The organism is Ochrobactrum teleogrylli (assembly GCF_037482325.1).
GTDB classification, from domain to species: Bacteria; Pseudomonadota; Alphaproteobacteria; order Rhizobiales; family Rhizobiaceae; genus Brucella; species Brucella teleogrylli.
In genome coordinates, this window is record NZ_JBBHKQ010000001.1 from 297,463 (window position 1) to 313,407 (window position 15,945).

Below are 15,945 nucleotides of genomic sequence, written 5' to 3' on the forward strand. Positions count from 1 at the left end.
CAAAAGTTTAGGCTTGCCGCCTCCGGTTAAGGAAGTGTTATTCTTTGGACAAGAATCAGCTTTGAATCGCAACGGAAGAATAGAGGAGGGGCGAACGCATGGCGGACAAGTCTGTGTCGAATGACCAGTTTCACAGCCAGCACGCCTCGGAAGAGCTGGGCGATATCATTGAAATATCGGGCCATATCAAATGGTTCGACGTGGCCAAGGGCTACGGTTTCATTGTGCCGGATCAGCCGGGCCTGAACGATATCCTGCTTCATGTGACGTCGCTTCGTCGCGATGGCTTCCAGACGGCGCTGGAAGGCGCACGTATCGTCTGCGAAGTTCGCAATGGCGATCGCGGCCTGCAATGTTTCCGTGTTCTCTCGATGGACACATCCACAGCGGTTCATCCGGCGCAGATGCCGCCGCAGCGCACCCATGTGACGGTTACCCCGTCGAGCGGCCTTGAGCGTGTCATCGTCAAGTGGTTCAACCGTACCAAGGGCTTCGGCTTTCTCACCCGCGGTGAGGGCACCGAGGATATTTTCATCCATATGGAAACGCTGCGCCGTTTCGGCATGATGGAACTGCGCCCGGGTCAGGTTGTGCTTATTCGCTTCGGCACGGGCGACAAGGGCCTGATGGCTGCTGAAATTCACCCAGATATCGGCACGGCTATCCCGGTTTCGCACTGATTTACATCAAATTGAGCATGTCATCCCACAGTGAAATCCTTTGGGAGCGGCTATGTGTGGAGACAATCCACATCGCCCTGTGAACTGCCCTTGACGTTCTCGGTCAAAAGGCGGTGAGGGGTGGGTCTTCGTCTCTTGTCCCCATTATACCGCGTTGATAATCTCCCCGCCCGAATTGCAGGTTTTTGGCGTGGGTTGAGTATGGCTCGATTATTTTTTGTTATCGCATTTTTATTTGGAGCTTTTGGCGCGCAGGCGCAGGAAAAGCAGCCGATGCGGCTGCCGGTGGATGCCGCGCCGCTGACCTTCATTACGGCCAAGGGCAATAAACTCCCCTTCGCACTGGAAGTGGCGGATTCTGACGATGCGCGTGTGCGCGGGCTGATGTGGCGCACCGATTTTCCCAAGGACCGCGCGATGATCTTCATCTTCGGTGAGATGCGCCGCGTCATGATGTGGATGCAGAACACCCCGCTGCCGCTCGACATGGTTTTCCTTGACGAGAAGGGCCGTGTCACGGCAATCCATGAAAATGCGGTGCCCTATTCGGAAGATATCATTTCATCCGAGGTTCCCGCAGCCTTTGTTGTCGAGCTTCTGGCCGGTACGGTAAAGCGCACGGGCATCAAGAAGGGCGACAGAGCTGTCCATCGCGTGATATGCGGCGCGTGTCGATCCTGAAATCGCGCCGAACACCGCCGACGGAACAATCATAAGGAATAAACAGTTGAGTGCCCTCGATATCGAATATTTCGACCATGACGGCTTGCGTCTTGCATATCGTCAGGATGGAGAAGGCGATCCGATCCTGCTGATCCACGGCTTTGCGTCGTCGAGCCTTGTCAATTGGGTTTCGCCCGGCTGGTTCCGGACTCTGACCGAGGCAGGCTATCGCGTTATCGCCATCGACGATCGCGGACATGGGTTTTCGGCCAAAAGCCACAACGCGGATGATTATACGCCGACCAAGATGGCAGGCGATGCAGCAGCGCTGCTCGATCATCTGGGCATCGAAAAGGCGCATGTGATGGGCTATTCGATGGGCGCGCGGATCACCGCTTTTCTGGCTATCGAGCATCCCGAGCGGGTTCACAGCGCAATCTTTGGCGGATTGGGCATCGGCATGGTCACCGGCGCTGGCGACTGGGAGCCGATCGGCGAGGCGCTTCTGGCCGAAGATCCGACGACGATCACCCATCCGCGCGGGCAGATGTTCCGCAAATTCGCCGACCAGACCAAGAGCGACCGCATCGCGCTGGCCGCCTGTGTGATCACCTCGAAGGAACTGGTTCCGGCGGAAGCCATTGCGCGCATCATGCAGCCGGTGCTGGTTGCCGTCGGCACGACCGACGACATTGCCGGTAATCCGCAGGAACTGGCGGATTTGCTGCCGAACGGTCAGGCGCTCGATATTCCGGGGCGCGACCACATGCTGGCTGTCGGCGACAAGGTCTACAAGAAGGCGGTTCTGGAGTTTCTCGCGGAAAATCCGCTCTGATCTTCCTTTGAGGCCTGTGTCAATTTCTGCGGTGTCAAGGCAAAGCATTTTCAGTTATGCTGCGCGCCGAACTCGTATTGCGGCGCGGAGCCATGCCGGAAATTCGGCTTTCGTCTGGCCTGCGCGGTGCAAAACCGGAGTATATCTATGTCTATTCGCTCAACTGCTAAAGTGAATGCCAGCCTTGGGCAAGTTGATCCAATCTGGCACTCGGTCCGCGCTGAAGCGGAGGAAGCCGCCAAGTCCGATCCCGTGCTTGGAGCCTTTCTTTACGCGACTATCCTTAATCAGCCGAGCCTTGAAGATGCGGTCATGCACCGCATCGCGGAACGCCTCGGTCATGCCGATTTGAGCGCCGATATTCTGCGCCAGACATTCGATGTGATGCTGGACGCCAATCCGGAATGGTCGCAGACTGTTCGCGTGGATATTCAGGCCGTTTACGACCGCGACCCGGCCTATAGCCGTTTCATGGACCCGATCCTCTACCTGAAAGGCTTTCATGCAATCCAGACGCACCGTCTGGCGCATTGGCTCTATCATCAGGGCCGCCGGGATTTTGCCTTTTATCTCCAGAGCCGTTCGTCTTCGATCTTCCAGACCGACATTCACCCGGCAGCGCAATTGGGCAGCGGGCTTTTCCTCGATCACGCGACCGGGCTGGTCGTCGGCGAGACCGCGGTGATCGAAGACAATGTGTCGATCCTGCATGGCGTCACGCTCGGCGGCACCGGCAAGTCGAGCGGTGATCGTCATCCCAAGATTCGCCATGGCGTTCTAATCGGCGCGGGCGCGAAGATTCTCGGCAATATCGAAGTGGGGCATTGCTCGAAGGTCGCGGCGGGTTCTGTCGTCGTCAAGCCTGTACCGAATAATGTCACGGTTGCCGGTGTTCCTGCCAAGATCATCGGTGATACGGGCTGCGCTGAACCGTCCCGCGTCATGGACCAGTTGCTGGGCGACGGCGTGCTGGGTGACGGCATTTAATCGCGCAAACGCCGAATGCACAGAATCCGGGCCGCTTGCTGGTTTTTCTCCGCGAGCGGCCTATATTTTGTCGAAAGCGGTGGTTAGGCGCTAAAACCCCGAGGGACTACTCCCCCAGGGGTTTACATCACAAAAGCCCGGGTGCAATAAACCGGCTTGAATTCAATATCAGGAGAAGCCGGTTGAAACCCGAAGAACTAAAAAAACTGGACGCCTATTTCAAACGGACCTTCAACAATCAGGGCCTTCAGGTGAAGGCGCGCCCGCGCAAGAACGACTCGGCCGAGCTTTATATTGACGACGAGTTTTTGGGCCTGATCTACAAGGATGAGGACGAAGGCGAACTGTCCTACAATTTCTCGATGGCTATTCTCGACGTCGATCTCTAAGGCGCGGCTTGGGAAAAATCGCGAGATTTTTCGAGAGTTGTCCATGATGATCCGTCACAGCCCGACGATCTGACGCCCTTTCCGCTTTGCGGAGAGGGCGTTTTGTTTAGTCATTCCCCAACAAGTGCCCGGTTGCGAACTGTCGCATGGCTTCATCGAGTGTTTTCCACTCGGCCAGCATATCGCGGGGAAAACGATAGAGAATCTGCAGCCCTTTTCCAAACTGGATATCGCGCTCGCAGGCGTTGAAATTTTCCGCTGATGCATCGCTCATGCAACGGGCGACGAAGGCCGGATTACCGCTTGCGATATCGGAGAGGACCAGTTCTTCTCCGGTATAACCACTGCCTTCCAGAAACCGGTGGACCATCAGTCCTCCCGGGAGAGATTCACCCTCCGGATCGATCAGCGCAGCATAGATCGGCAGATAGCGTCCGCTCATGTCGCGGGACATGGTGCGCTCTTCAATCGACATGAATAGCAATTGGCGCTTCGGCGTGAGCAGATTGAAGATTGCCCGGTCTGCTTCCGTATAGCCGGTCAGTCCGGGCCAGCGCGCGTAGAGATCGAGGCGCGTTGTCAGACCGTCCCGCCGCTGATTGGAAAAGCGGATCATATTGGCTGGCATTGACAGGACATTGTTGCCGATCAGCACTTTATAGAGATGCGTGCTGTCGGAATGGCCGCCGCGCGCGATCATTGGGCCAAGCAGGCGACCACCAATATTGATCGCAACGGAAGCCACAACAAGCACGACAACAACCAGCAAGATGCGGACGAAGAGCCGATTGCCATCTTTTGTCGTGGTAGTTTCGATTGCGCTGTCCATTGGCGGGAAGGCCATGCTGATGATATTGCAGCGATTATTGGTCTTTTATGGTTAACGGAGGGTGAAGCCGCGCTTGTCCCTCATCCAAAAAAAGCTTAGCTCTTTTCATGAAGACATTCTGATGGAGGAGCCCACATGCCGATATATGCTTATAACGGACACAAGCCGCAATTCGCAGACCGCGCCAGCAACTGGATTGCACCGGATGCGACACTGATCGGCAAGGTCGTCGTGGGCGAAAATGTGGGCTTCTGGTTCGGCGCCGTCCTGCGCGGCGATAATGAGGTGATTGCCATCGGCGACGACACCAATGTGCAGGAACTTTGCGTCATGCATACCGATATCGGCTATCCGCTGACGATTGGCGCGGGCTGCACCATCGGCCATCGGGCGATCCTGCATGGCTGCACCATCGGTGAGAACACCCTGATCGGCATGGGAGCCATTGTGCTCAATGGCGCGAAGATCGGCAAGAACTGCCTTATCGGAGCCGGGGCTCTGGTGACGGAGGGCAAGGAAATTCCGGACAACTCGCTGGTTGTCGGCTCGCCAGCGCGCGTTTTGCGTGGACTGGACGAGGTTGCGGTGGAAAAGCTGAAGCAATCCGCCAAGCATTATGTGGAGAAGGGGCATTCCTTCATGCGCGGCATGGAACCGGCCTGACGGTTTGATATTTAAAAAGGACGGGGCCAGAGGGAGACTGGCGACCCGTCCTTTGAACTTCATCGGTGTCTGATCAGTTTTTGATGCTGCCGACGAGAATGTCGCGGTCATCCTTGATCGAAACCCAACTGCCGCTGTTCGCGGTCGACTGACGCTTCAGGTAGGTGTAGTCGGTCTTGTTCCAGGCCAGAACGCGCTCATCGAGATTGTCGAGAATGAAATCGCCGCGGTCGGTGCGAAGCGTCAGGACGGCGTGGCCATCGCCATTCGGCTGGCGAACGACGGTGAACAGAAGCGTGTTGGCAGGAATGCCAAGCGCCATCAGTTCGCGCTGCTTTTCCAGCATGTAGTCGTCGCAGTCGCCGGCGGTTACCGGATATTCCCAATATTCTTCGCGACCCCAGACTTCCATGTCGGTGGCTGGCTTGATTCGCGTGTTCACGCTGTCATTGACGGCAATGATCTGCTGCCAGAGCTTCGGCGTCAGCTTGAGAGCATTGGTGTTGCGGCTGACGATCTTGCACTCAGCCGGGTAGCGCTCGCAAAATTCATAATGCCCGATTGGCTGCGAGGTGCGTTCGCCGGTGCTCATCCATGGCGATTTTGATGCCGGGTTCGCTGCTTGCGCCAGTCCGACGCCGAGCAGCAGAAGGATCGCTGCGATGATGGTTTGCTTGGTCATTCTTTTATCTCCCTGTTGGAGATCAAAATGACCGGGACAATTTGAAGGCGCGCAAATTTGAGCGCGAAAATGCGAGTCAAATTCGATTAAAACTGCGCGGAATATTGAAAGTTTTTGTAAAGAAAGCGGCCAATTCAGCCCGAAAACGCGGGTTTTCGCGATATTTTACTGTTTATACCCGCGCGGGCGGTTTGCCAATCCGTAACCTTGACGCGCGTTCATCTTTTCAGCCGTACAAAGTTTAGCTGAAAAGACTGTCGAGCGTCGTGCTGGTCTGGATTGTGGCGAACTCGATGGCGAAACCGTCTGCGAAATGGCGCACGACCCGTCCGCGGATCGGCCCAAGCAGGACGCCGCTCTTGATCGCCGGTTTGACATCGCATTCGATAGCCGCGCCCGAAAGCGACAAGTCGGCGATGCGGCAGAGCAATTGGGTGCCATCCGGGAAGGTGACATTCTGATGCGACTTGCGCGGAACGACACGCTCATGGCGGCGATCTTCCGGCAGCGAGAGTTCATGCCGATTGGCAAGCCATGTCAGCTGCGCCGAAAGCTTGTCCTTCTTGGTCGCGGTATTGGTGAGGAGAAGATGAAAGCCTTCCGCCGAAATCTGGTAGGCCGTACCTTCGATGCGCCCGACATGATCGATATAGGCAATGATACGCTCGCCATTACGCGGCGTGGCGATACCGGTCATCAAGGCAGTGCCGGGCGACATGCGCTTCAGGACACAAGGATACTCGTTGCGATTTTCGAGCATATAGCGACCGTTGAGATCAACGTTCACGGCATTGAAATTATCCTGCCGCCCGCTGTTTGCAGGTGATGCCGCCGCGAATCCCCTCATTGAAGCTGGCCCATCTCAGTCTTTCGCCAATAAGCTGTTATTTATATTATACTTAAAGCAGTTCGGCGCAAAAGAGAAACGCGATTTCAAGCTTTGCCGCCATTGATGACGCGCAGATGCGGCGCCTTGCGCATGGGTGGTGTTGCCAATCGGGTTTCCGTCCACTGACGGGTGCGATTCGATGCATTGACCGTAAAGATCGCCGCCTTTACCGCTTCGTCGGCAAGCGCCACATCCGGTGCAATCGGCTCGATGTGATTGAGATGGCCGAGCACCAGAGGGTCGGCACCCGCCCAGGTCACATTGTCCAGAACGGCGATGCTGCCCATCAGGCCCAAGCGACCGTTGCTCGCTTCTAAGGGCGCGAGCAGCATTTCAAAGCTGAGACTGCGGCCCGAAAGGCTGATTCCATCATGCAGGCTAAGTGCGGGGATCTGCATTGCGCTGACATTCTGCGCCAGTTCGCTGAGGGCAGGGCGGTCGCGCTCCGGCCACAGGGATAAAAGGCGCACACCTTTCAACTCGCGACCGAACAGGGTGCAGATTCGTGTACCGCCAAGACGAAAGACAAGTTCGCCATTTTCATCGGCTTCTACGAAAAAAAGATCGGACAAATGCCGTCCAAGCCGACGCGGTTCGATATCGGTCCGCTGCGGCGCTTGAAAGCCGTGCTCCAGATCGTCATTGCGATCAAAGGCCAGTCGCTGCCATTCGCTGAATATCGCGATCGTGCTGCGGTGTTTCATCGTGCGCCGTTCGTTTGATTCTGGGTGAATTGGGACTGTTGATCGATTTCGAAGCGCCGTGGCTCCGTCTCACGACCATTAAAATAGTATTAACGGCGCGGATGCCAGCTTAACCCTTTCTTCATCCACGGCGCTCAGCTGTTAAGGTTAACGGCAAGTAACTGTTGCAATGGCAAGAGCACAGGCGTTTGATGAACACATCAGATGAAGCCGTTGTCTTGATTTGTGTTTTTCTGAGATCCAGTCGTTAATTTTGCGAATCTCGCTGGTTCGCATCAGGGCCGGTGGTTGACCTCCACTGGCCTTTATTTTTAACGATTTCTATCTTATCAAATGCTGGTTTCGCCACGCGAACGGTCCGACCGGGCCGATTTTCGTTTCCGGGCCTCATTGGCCCCATCGCGGTTTCGCAATCTGGAAAGCAGTGTTCATGGTCCTTCCGCAACCGGAAATGCAGGATAATCGCGGTCGTTCCGGCGGAAGTGAGCCGATCTTCAATATTCCAGGCGTGGTGATCGCGCTGATCGGCATCTGCGTGGCGGTCTATGTTTATGAGAACTACCTGATCAGCGAGCAGCAGAACTATGAGTTCATGCTGAACTTCTCACTGATCCCGGCGCGGTTCTCAATGGCTGGCGGTTTTTCTGACCCGGCAGGCCTGTTCACTTTGATCAGCTATTCCTTCATGCATGGCGGTATCGAGCATATCGTGGTCAATATGATCTGGCTCGCCGCCTTCGGCTCTCCGCTCGCCGGGCGAATCGGAACCGCGCGCATGATCATTTTCTGGATTTTCACGGCGATCATCGCCGGATTGACCCATTACGCGATTTATCCGGATAGCGTGACGCCGCTGGTTGGAGCATCGGGCGCGATTTCCGGCATGATGGGTGCTTCGGCGCGCTATGGGTTCAGGCGCGTGAATGCTGGACGACGCGCGGAATTTGCCGGTCCTGTGCTGCCGGTCGGCTTAACGCTGACGCTGAAACCGGTCATCACCTTCGTTGGCGTCTGGTTCGTGATCAATATCATCACCGGCATTTACACGACCGGCGGGGCTGATCTGTCGGGCATCGCCTGGGAAGCACATATTGGCGGTTTTATCGCCGGTTTCTTCGGGATTTCGCTGCTGGATCGTCCGCGCAGCTATGACGCGGTTCTAAGGCGTTAGAAGAGTTACCTCCCAGTTTTATGGTACTTGCTAATCGGGCAATCAAAGCGCACCATCATGGAACGCGGCGGGAGGAGCTGCGTTCTGTTTTCAGGTGTTTGAGCGCCTGAAACAGCGAATGCTAAATCTTTGGAGGGACTTGGCATGACAGTAAGATCGATTCTCGAACATAAGGGCAGAGACGTTGTCGTCATCGCACCTGCCGACACGCTTTCCCACGCCGTCGCCATGTTGAACCAACACAAGATCGGCGCTCTGGTGGTTTGCGACGAGGCCGGTCATATCAAAGGCATTCTTTCCGAACGCGACGTGGTCCGGGCGCTGTCCCTCAAGGAAAGCGGCGCGATGGCCATGCCGGTTGCCGAGGTCATGACCGCAAAAGTGCAGGTCTGCCGGGAACATCACACGATCAATCAGGTCATGGAAATCATGACGCGTAGCCGTTTCAGACATATGCCGGTTGAAGAACACGGCAAGCTTGTCGGAATCATCTCCATCGGTGACGTCGTGAAACGGCGAATCGAAGATGTGGAACGCGAAGCCGAAGAAATTCGCACCTATATTGCGACCGCTTGAATCAGTTCGTTCGCAAACTCCATGCGCCGGTCGGGATTGCCGATACGGCGCATGAAAACCGAATCAACGATTGCGCAGATAACGCTCCGCCGCATAAAGCGAAATCGCTGCGGCGTTTGAGACGTTCAGCGATTTGATTTCGCCGGGCATGTCGAGGCGGGCAAGCGCGGTCACTGTTTCCCGCGTCTTCTGGCGCAGGCCTTTGCCTTCCGCGCCGAGAACCAGTGCGATTCGTCCACCGGCAAGCGCTGCTTCCATTTCCTGCGGGCCTTCCGAATCAAGGCCGATGGTCTGGAAACCCAGAGCGTGTAGCTCTTCAATCGCTTCGGCGAGGTTTCTGACCTCAATATGTGGAATCATTTCCAGCGCGCCGGAGGCAGCCTTGGCCAGAACGCCAGTTTCCTGCGGACTGTGGCGGCTGGTTGTGATCAGCGCACCCGCGCCAAAAGCCACAGCAGAGCGCATGATGGCGCCGACATTATGCGGATCGGTTACCTGATCGAGCACCAGCAAAAGCGGGCTTTCCCGCAATTCAGAGAGTTTCTTGGCGCGCAGCGGCTCGGCTTCGATCATCACGCCCTGATGCACGGCGTCGGAACCGGTTTCCTTGTCGATATCCTTCGGGTCGACAATCTCGACCGGGAAGGGGAGCGAATCGGCTTCTCCGATTTCAAGCCGCGCAAAACCATTGCGCGTCGCGCGCATACGCAGAATCCTGCGGGCAGGGTTTTCAACGGCTGCGCGCACCGTATGCAGCCCGTAAAGGCGCACGGTGCCATCCGCGACGGCGCTGGCTGAAATAGACGGGCGCTGTGGTCTGTGCGGTGCCTTGCCTTCTGCGAGGGCCTTCTGGTCGCGATGCTGGCGGCGCAGGCGCGCATAATGTGTATCTTTAGGGGTGCGGGGCGTGTTTTGATCGGTCATGGCGCGCTTATAACTCTTATAGGAGAGGGAAGATAGCTGTTTGCCCTGTAAATGCTATCAGGCTGTTATGGCTGCCTATTAAGAGGCGAAAGCCCGCATATCCCGATTTTTCCGCATGTCGGAATGCATGGGCGAGCCCGGTCTTCCGGAATGCTTTGGCCAAACTGTGGATAGGCATGCATTCTTTTCGCTTTTACCCTGTTGACAGGGGAAGCGCTTATCGTCATAAGGCCCCCCGTGGAGCGACGGCGCGGCCAACAGCCAACCGACTGCTTCACGAAAATGCCTAGTTACTCGACTCTGCTGATAGTGATATTAGGAGGAATGCCCGAGCGGTTAAAGGGGACGGACTGTAAATCCGTTGGCTAAGCCTACGTTGGTTCAAATCCAACTTCCTCCACCACTGTCGGATCAGAGTTTAGAGTATGCGGGTATAGCTCAATGGTAGAGCAGCAGCCTTCCAAGCTGAATACACGGGTTCGATTCCCGTTACCCGCTCCAGTTTTCAAGAGCGGATAGGCGTGTAAGGAATCATCGACGGGCGGTTCGCCGTTCCGTTTTGGCATAAATGCTGGCCCCGAAGCCGATCGGCTTTTGCGCTGGCGCTTGAGCGGTTCTAGAACGAAGAGAACAACGGCGATGGCTAAGAGCAAATTCGAACGTACGAAGCCCCACGTTAACATCGGCACCATCGGTCACGTTGACCATGGCAAGACCTCGCTGACTGCAGCGATCACGAAGTTCTTCGGTGAATTCAAGGCGTATGACCAGATCGACGCTGCACCGGAAGAACGCGCCCGCGGTATCACGATCTCGACGGCTCACGTTGAGTACGAAACTGCCAACCGTCACTACGCACACGTCGATTGCCCAGGCCACGCTGACTATGTGAAGAACATGATCACCGGCGCTGCACAGATGGACGGCGCGATCCTGGTTGTTTCGGCAGCTGACGGCCCGATGCCGCAGACCCGTGAGCACATCCTGCTCGCTCGTCAGGTTGGCGTTCCGGCAATCGTTGTGTTCCTGAACAAGTGCGACCAGGTTGACGACGCAGAACTGCTCGAACTGGTTGAACTGGAAGTGCGCGAACTTCTCTCGAAGTACGACTTCCCGGGCGACGAAGTTCCGATCATCAAGGGCTCGGCTCTTGCAGCTCTCGAAGATTCCTCGAAGGAACTCGGCGAAGACGCAATCCGCAACCTGATGGACGCTGTCGACAACTACATCCCGACCCCGGAACGTCCGGTTGACCAGCCGTTCCTGATGCCGATCGAAGACGTGTTCTCGATCTCGGGTCGCGGTACGGTTGTGACGGGTCGCGTTGAGCGCGGTATCGTCAAGGTCGGCGAAGAAGTTGAAATCGTCGGCATTAAGGCAACCTCGAAGACGACGGTTACCGGCGTTGAAATGTTCCGCAAGCTGCTCGATCAGGGCCAGGCTGGCGACAACATCGGTGCACTGGTTCGCGGCGTTGGCCGTGACGACGTTGAACGCGGTCAGGTTCTCTGCAAGCCGGGTTCGGTCAAGCCGCACACCAAGTTCAAGGCAGAAGCTTACATTCTGACCAAGGACGAAGGTGGTCGTCATACGCCGTTCTTCACCAACTACCGCCCGCAGTTCTACTTCCGTACGACTGACGTGACCGGTATTGTGACCCTGCCGGAAGGCACGGAAATGGTTATGCCTGGCGACAACGTTACCGTTGACGTTTCGCTGATCGTCCCGATCGCCATGGAAGAGAAGCTCCGCTTCGCTATCCGTGAAGGTGGCCGCACCGTCGGTGCAGGCATCGTCGCTTCGATCATCGAGTAATGAATTATCATTGATCGGCGGTTCGCCGCCGGTCATTATGACGCCTAGCGTCATATAGGGGTATAGCTCAGTTGGTAGAGCGACGGTCTCCAAAACCGTAGGTCGCGGGTTCGAGCCCTGCTGCCCCTGCCATTTTTGATACGGGTGTATGCGGCTTGACTGCATGCGCCCGTTTTCTATATAAAGAAAAGTCTGGCGGCGTTTGCGCTGCCTTAACTTTTTCAGTTTTGTTCGTGTCGAGCGCTTTATGAGCGGTCCATGACATTGCTGGAAAACGATAATTCCCTGGCGGATATGTTGGCCGGGCAGGGAAGGCCGTAATCACACGATTGAATGGTGTGATAGAGCGGTGTGTGCAAGGGTCGGGTTTCCGACAAGCCTGTATGGTATTCTTTTAACCTTTGGGCTTGTGTTTTGTGGGAATCGATTCTATGTAACGTCAACAGACACGCGGTGCGTGGGGCTGATAATTCAGCTTTGCGCGCCGTATACGCGTGGGTTCCGGCTTCTGATTCGCTGATTGATATGATTGGCAGTTCAAAGTTTGGAGGTCGCGCTCGATCAATGACAGAGCGGCAGATGGCATCCAAAACGAATCCGATCACCTTTCTTCAGCAGGTCCGCGCCGAAACGGCAAAGGTAACCTGGCCGACCCGGCGTGAAACGGTCATCTCCACTATTATGGTGGTGATTATGGCGTTTCTGGCTGCTGCGTTCTTTTTCCTTGCCGACCAGCTTATGGCCTATGGCGTAGAATTTATTCTCGGCCTTGGTCGATAAGTCAGGATTGGGGAGTTTTTAGATGACGGCGCGCTGGTACATCGTTCACGCCTATTCAAATTTCGAAAAGAAGGTAGCTGAGGATATCGAAGCCAAAGCTGCGCAGAAGGGTCTGTCCAATCTGATTGAACAGATCGTTGTGCCGACCGAAAAGATCGTTGAAGTGCGCCGCGGCCGCAAGGTCGATGCCGAGCGCAAGTTTTTCCCGGGTTACGTGCTCGTGCGTGCCACGCTGACCGACGCTGTCTTTTCGCTGATCAAGAATACGCCGCGCGTCACCGGTTTCCTCGGTGACTCCAAACCGGTCCCGGTTTCCCAGAAGGAAGTCGATCAGATTCTGAACCAGGTTCAGGATGGCGTTGATCGTCCGAAGACTTCGGTCTCCTTCGAAATCGGTGAGCAGGTTCGCGTTTCCGATGGTCCGTTTGCATCGTTCAACGGTATCGTTCAGGAAGTCGACGAAGAGCGCGCGCGTCTCAAGGTCGAAGTTTCCATCTTTGGGCGCGCGACGCCTGTGGATCTGGAATACGGTCAGGTCGATAAGCTCTGATCGTTTGCCCATAAGGGCATTTCACTCCGGAGCGAGATCCTGAATTGAGCCTGAGGGCATAAGCGGGATCAAAATTCCAACCGGAGTGGAAGTGGTGGAAGGGAAGGTGGCTTAGCCGGTCGTCGATCTCCGCACCACCGAACTGCCCGCCAGTCCGACATTTGTCTGGTTGGCGTCAGTCGAAAGCCGGGTTTCCCGGCGTCAATCGAGAAGCCGGTTTTCCGGCATTGTAAAAAAGGCAGAAAGTAATGGCTAAGAAAATTGCAGGCCAGCTCAAGCTGCAGGTAGCAGCCGGTGCGGCCAATCCGTCGCCTCCGATCGGCCCGGCTCTGGGTCAGCGCGGCATCAACATCATGGAATTCTGCAAGGCGTTCAACGCTGCCTCGCAGGAAATGGAAAAGGGTTCGCCGATTCCAGTCGTGATTACCTATTACCAGGACAAGTCTTTCACTTTTGTGATGAAGACCCCTCCGGTGACCTACTTCCTCAAGAAGGCCGCTAACCTGAAGTCCGGTTCGAAGACCCCGGGCAAGGCAAGCGCCGGCACGATCTCCCGCGACAAGGTTCGCACGATCGCTGAAGCGAAGATGAAAGATCTGAACGCCGCTGACATTGAAGCAGCGATGCGCATGATCGAAGGTTCTGCCCGTTCGATGGGCCTGGAAGTGGTGGGCTGAGACGATGGCGAAGATTTCCAAGCGCATTAACAAGATCCGCGAAGGCGTTGATCGTAACAAGCTGTACGATCTGTCGGCTGCTATCGGTCTCGTCAAGGAACGTGCTGTCGCAAAGTTCGATGAAACCATCGAAATCGCGATGAACCTCGGCGTTGATCCGCGTCACGCTGACCAGATGGTTCGCGGCGTTGTCAACCTGCCGAACGGCACTGGCCGTACGGTTCGCGTTGCTGTTTTCGCACGTGGCGACAAGGCTGAAGAAGCCAAGAAGGCTGGCGCCGACATCGTCGGTGCGGAAGAACTGTTCGAAATCGTCAATGGCGGCAAGATCGATTTCGATCGCTGCATTGCAACCCCGGACATGATGCCGCTCGTCGGTCGTCTCGGTAAGGTGCTCGGCCCGCGTGGCATGATGCCGAACCCGAAGGTTGGCACCGTCACCACTGACGTTGCTGCTGCTGTTGCTGCTTCCAAGGGCGGTGCAGTCGAATTCCGCGTCGAAAAGGCTGGTATCATCCATGCCGGTATCGGCAAGGTTTCGTTCGACTCGCAGAAGCTCGAAGAAAACATCAAGGCTTTCGCTGACGCCGTCATCAAGGCAAAGCCGTCGGCTGCCAAGGGCGAATACGTCAAGCGCGTTTCGCTTTCCTCGACCATGGGCGTTGGCGTCAAGGTCGATCCGGCAACCGTCAAGGTCGTCGCTTAATTTATCTGGGCTCCGGTTCGCCGGAGCCTAAGCCTTTCCTTCGGGGGAGGTGAAACGGTGGCACGCCGGGGATGCGAAGGCAGACCGAAGTGCAAGAATTCCGGATCGCAAGATCCGGATAGCCGGACGAAAGTCCGGTTATCCTGTCCGAGATTGCAGGCGGATCATCATCTTCGGGTGATAATCCTTAAACATACGGCCTGCATGAGACGTGGAATAACCCTGTTTCGCACGAATGTGCATGCAAGGTTTGAACCGTAGTTGCCTTTGAGTGATGCCTGGTTTCCAGGATAGCTGAAGGGGACAGGATCCTCGAGCGCCGGACCAACTGTGAAGTTTGTTCGGCAAAGGCAACCGGCAGGGCCATGTGGTCCTGCCTACTGGAGAGAGACAGTGGATAGAGCGGAAAAACGCGAATTTGTCTCGTGGCTGAACGGCGCTTTTAAAGAGTCCGGTTCGGTCGTCGTGGCCCACTATACCGGTCTCACCGTTGCGCAGATGAGCGATCTTCGCTCGAAGATGCGTGATGCAGGTGGGTCCGTTAAAGTCGCGAAAAACCGCCTTGCCAAAATCGCTCTTCAGGGCACGGAATCGGAAGGCATTTCTGATCTGTTTACAGGTCAGACGGTTGTTGCTTATGCAAACGACCCGATTGCTGCTCCGAAAGTAGCCGTCGAATTCGCCAAGGCTAACGACAAGCTCGTTATCCTCGGTGGTGCAATGGGTGCAACGACGCTTAACGCCGATGGCGTCAAGTCGCTTGCTTCGCTCCCATCGCTCGACGAACTGCGCGCAAAGCTGGTTGGAATGATCCAGACCCCGGCTCAGCGTCTCGCAGTACTTACCAGCGCACCAGCGGGCCAGATCGCTCGCGTTATTGGCGCGCACGCCCGGAAGAACGAGGCGGCGTAAGGCCGTTTTTCGCTGTCAATTGTTCAAACCTTGAAACTAAGGAAATACCAAAATGGCTGATCTCGCAAAGATCGTTGACGACCTGTCGGCACTGACCGTTCTCGAAGCTGCTGAGCTTTCGAAGCTTCTCGAAGAGAAGTGGGGCGTTTCGGCTGCTGCTCCTGTAGCAGTTGCTGCTGCTGGTGGCGCTGCTCCGGCTGCTGCTGCTGAAGAAAAGACCGAATTCGACGTCGTTCTCGCTGACGGCGGCGCTAACAAGATCAACGTGATCAAGGAAGTGCGCGCAATCACCGGTCTCGGCCTCAAGGAAGCCAAGGACCTGGTCGAAGGCGCTCCGAAGGCTGTCAAGGAAGGCGCTTCGAAGGACGAAGCTGAGAAGATCAAGGCACAGCTCGAAGCTGCTGGCGCCAAGGTCGAACTCAAGTAAGTTCGGACTATTCTGGCGGATGGTTTCCATCCGCCAGTTTCCGCCCGTGAAACGGTGGATCGACTGACTGGAAACCCTTTTTCTGA

General features: G+C 56.1%; 20 protein-coding genes and 3 tRNA genes. 18 read left to right on the forward strand and 5 right to left on the reverse strand.

Features of this window, described 5'->3' with window-relative positions; translation table 11 throughout:
• Window positions 1–98 precede the first annotated feature (98 nt).
• The 5 genes from WIX40_RS01445 (at window position 99) to WIX40_RS01465 (ending at window position 3,554) form a co-directional block, all read left to right on the forward strand.
• A complete protein-coding gene (locus WIX40_RS01445; RefSeq protein WP_109369248.1) occupies window positions 99–680 on the forward strand; it encodes a cold-shock protein in 582 nt (193 codons plus the stop codon).
• 201 nt (window positions 681–881) lie between these two features.
• Entirely contained in the window at window positions 882–1,361 is a 480-nt protein-coding gene (locus WIX40_RS01450) for a DUF192 domain-containing protein (RefSeq protein ID WP_109369247.1), read from the forward strand.
• A 46-nt stretch (window positions 1,362–1,407) separates the two neighbouring features.
• Window positions 1,408–2,178 carry an alpha/beta fold hydrolase gene (locus WIX40_RS01455; protein ID WP_109369246.1) on the forward strand — a complete coding sequence of 257 codons (771 nt, stop codon included), beginning with the start codon at window positions 1,408–1,410 and terminating at the stop codon, window positions 2,176–2,178.
• Between the two features lie 147 nt (window positions 2,179–2,325).
• Window positions 2,326–3,165, forward strand: coding sequence for a serine O-acetyltransferase (gene cysE, locus WIX40_RS01460; RefSeq protein ID WP_109369245.1), 840 nt, complete (start codon window positions 2,326–2,328; stop codon window positions 3,163–3,165).
• Window positions 3,166–3,347: 182 nt separating this feature from the next.
• On the forward strand, window positions 3,348–3,554 hold the full coding sequence (locus WIX40_RS01465) for a DUF3126 family protein (RefSeq protein ID WP_078339271.1): 207 nt from the start codon (window positions 3,348–3,350) through the stop codon (window positions 3,552–3,554).
• Between the two features lie 106 nt (window positions 3,555–3,660).
• Here the strand turns inward: WIX40_RS01465 and WIX40_RS01470 are convergent, their stop codons facing one another.
• Window positions 3,661–4,383, reverse strand: a complete 723-nt coding sequence (locus tag WIX40_RS01470; protein WP_109370253.1) for a hypothetical protein — start codon at window positions 4,381–4,383, stop codon at window positions 3,661–3,663.
• Between the two features lie 135 nt (window positions 4,384–4,518).
• Here WIX40_RS01470 and WIX40_RS01475 point away from each other — a divergent pair, with 135 nt between their 5' ends.
• Window positions 4,519–5,046, forward strand: a complete 528-nt coding sequence (locus WIX40_RS01475; RefSeq protein ID WP_109369244.1) for a gamma carbonic anhydrase family protein — start codon at window positions 4,519–4,521, stop codon at window positions 5,044–5,046.
• Between the two features lie 73 nt (window positions 5,047–5,119).
• Here the strand turns inward: WIX40_RS01475 and WIX40_RS01480 are convergent, their stop codons facing one another.
• The 3 genes from WIX40_RS01480 to WIX40_RS01490 form a co-directional block, all read right to left on the reverse strand.
• On the reverse strand, window positions 5,120–5,728 hold the full coding sequence (locus WIX40_RS01480) for a transglutaminase-like cysteine peptidase (RefSeq protein ID WP_109369243.1): 609 nt from the start codon (window positions 5,726–5,728) through the stop codon (window positions 5,120–5,122).
• 241 nt (window positions 5,729–5,969) lie between these two features.
• Window positions 5,970–6,575 carry a PilZ domain-containing protein gene (locus WIX40_RS01485; protein WP_109369242.1) on the reverse strand — a complete coding sequence of 202 codons (606 nt, stop codon included), beginning with the start codon at window positions 6,573–6,575 and terminating at the stop codon, window positions 5,970–5,972.
• Window positions 6,576–6,661: 86 nt separating this feature from the next.
• The gene (locus WIX40_RS01490; protein WP_109369241.1) at window positions 6,662–7,321 is read right to left on the reverse strand and encodes a PAS domain-containing protein; all 660 of its coding nucleotides are present in this window, start codon (window positions 7,319–7,321) and stop codon (window positions 6,662–6,664) included.
• 430 nt (window positions 7,322–7,751) lie between these two features.
• Between WIX40_RS01490 and WIX40_RS01495 the strand changes: the two genes are divergently transcribed.
• The gene (locus tag WIX40_RS01495) at window positions 7,752–8,492 is read left to right on the forward strand and encodes a rhomboid family intramembrane serine protease (RefSeq protein WP_109369240.1); all 741 of its coding nucleotides are present in this window, start codon (window positions 7,752–7,754) and stop codon (window positions 8,490–8,492) included.
• Between the two features lie 144 nt (window positions 8,493–8,636).
• Window positions 8,637–9,068, forward strand: coding sequence for a CBS domain-containing protein (locus WIX40_RS01500; protein ID WP_109369239.1), 432 nt, complete (start codon window positions 8,637–8,639; stop codon window positions 9,066–9,068).
• Between the two features lie 63 nt (window positions 9,069–9,131).
• On the opposite strand, the gene rlmB is transcribed toward WIX40_RS01500, so the two are convergent.
• Window positions 9,132–9,992, reverse strand: coding sequence for a 23S rRNA (guanosine(2251)-2'-O)-methyltransferase RlmB (gene rlmB, locus WIX40_RS01505; RefSeq protein ID WP_109369238.1), 861 nt, complete (start codon window positions 9,990–9,992; stop codon window positions 9,132–9,134).
• Between the two features lie 318 nt (window positions 9,993–10,310).
• On the opposite strand from rlmB, the gene WIX40_RS01510 reads away from it, so the two are divergent.
• The 10 genes from WIX40_RS01510 (at window position 10,311) to rplL (ending at window position 15,859) form a co-directional block, all read left to right on the forward strand.
• Window positions 10,311–10,395 (forward strand) — tRNA-Tyr (locus tag WIX40_RS01510).
• A gap of 24 nt (window positions 10,396–10,419) precedes the next feature.
• Window positions 10,420–10,493: transfer RNA gene (locus WIX40_RS01515), tRNA-Gly, on the forward strand.
• Between the two features lie 138 nt (window positions 10,494–10,631).
• Entirely contained in the window at window positions 10,632–11,807 is a 1,176-nt protein-coding gene (gene tuf / locus WIX40_RS01520) for an elongation factor Tu (RefSeq protein WP_109369229.1), read from the forward strand.
• Window positions 11,808–11,863: 56 nt separating this feature from the next.
• Window positions 11,864–11,939: transfer RNA gene (locus WIX40_RS01525), tRNA-Trp, on the forward strand.
• A 447-nt stretch (window positions 11,940–12,386) separates the two neighbouring features.
• On the forward strand, window positions 12,387–12,587 hold the full coding sequence (secE, locus tag WIX40_RS01530; RefSeq protein ID WP_109370252.1) for a preprotein translocase subunit SecE: 201 nt from the start codon (window positions 12,387–12,389) through the stop codon (window positions 12,585–12,587).
• A gap of 22 nt (window positions 12,588–12,609) precedes the next feature.
• Entirely contained in the window at window positions 12,610–13,137 is a 528-nt protein-coding gene (gene nusG, locus WIX40_RS01535) for a transcription termination/antitermination protein NusG (RefSeq protein WP_109369237.1), read from the forward strand.
• Between the two features lie 248 nt (window positions 13,138–13,385).
• Window positions 13,386–13,814: a 50S ribosomal protein L11 gene (gene rplK / locus WIX40_RS01540; RefSeq protein WP_010659903.1), complete on the forward strand. Its 429-nt coding sequence runs from the start codon at window positions 13,386–13,388 to the stop codon at window positions 13,812–13,814.
• Between the two features lie 4 nt (window positions 13,815–13,818).
• On the forward strand, window positions 13,819–14,520 hold the full coding sequence (gene rplA, locus WIX40_RS01545; protein WP_109369236.1) for a 50S ribosomal protein L1: 702 nt from the start codon (window positions 13,819–13,821) through the stop codon (window positions 14,518–14,520).
• A 393-nt stretch (window positions 14,521–14,913) separates the two neighbouring features.
• Window positions 14,914–15,432: a 50S ribosomal protein L10 gene (gene rplJ / locus WIX40_RS01550; protein ID WP_010659905.1), complete on the forward strand. Its 519-nt coding sequence runs from the start codon at window positions 14,914–14,916 to the stop codon at window positions 15,430–15,432.
• A gap of 52 nt (window positions 15,433–15,484) precedes the next feature.
• On the forward strand, window positions 15,485–15,859 hold the full coding sequence (rplL, locus tag WIX40_RS01555) for a 50S ribosomal protein L7/L12 (protein WP_010659906.1): 375 nt from the start codon (window positions 15,485–15,487) through the stop codon (window positions 15,857–15,859).
• The last annotated feature ends 86 nt before the right edge of the window (window positions 15,860–15,945 follow it).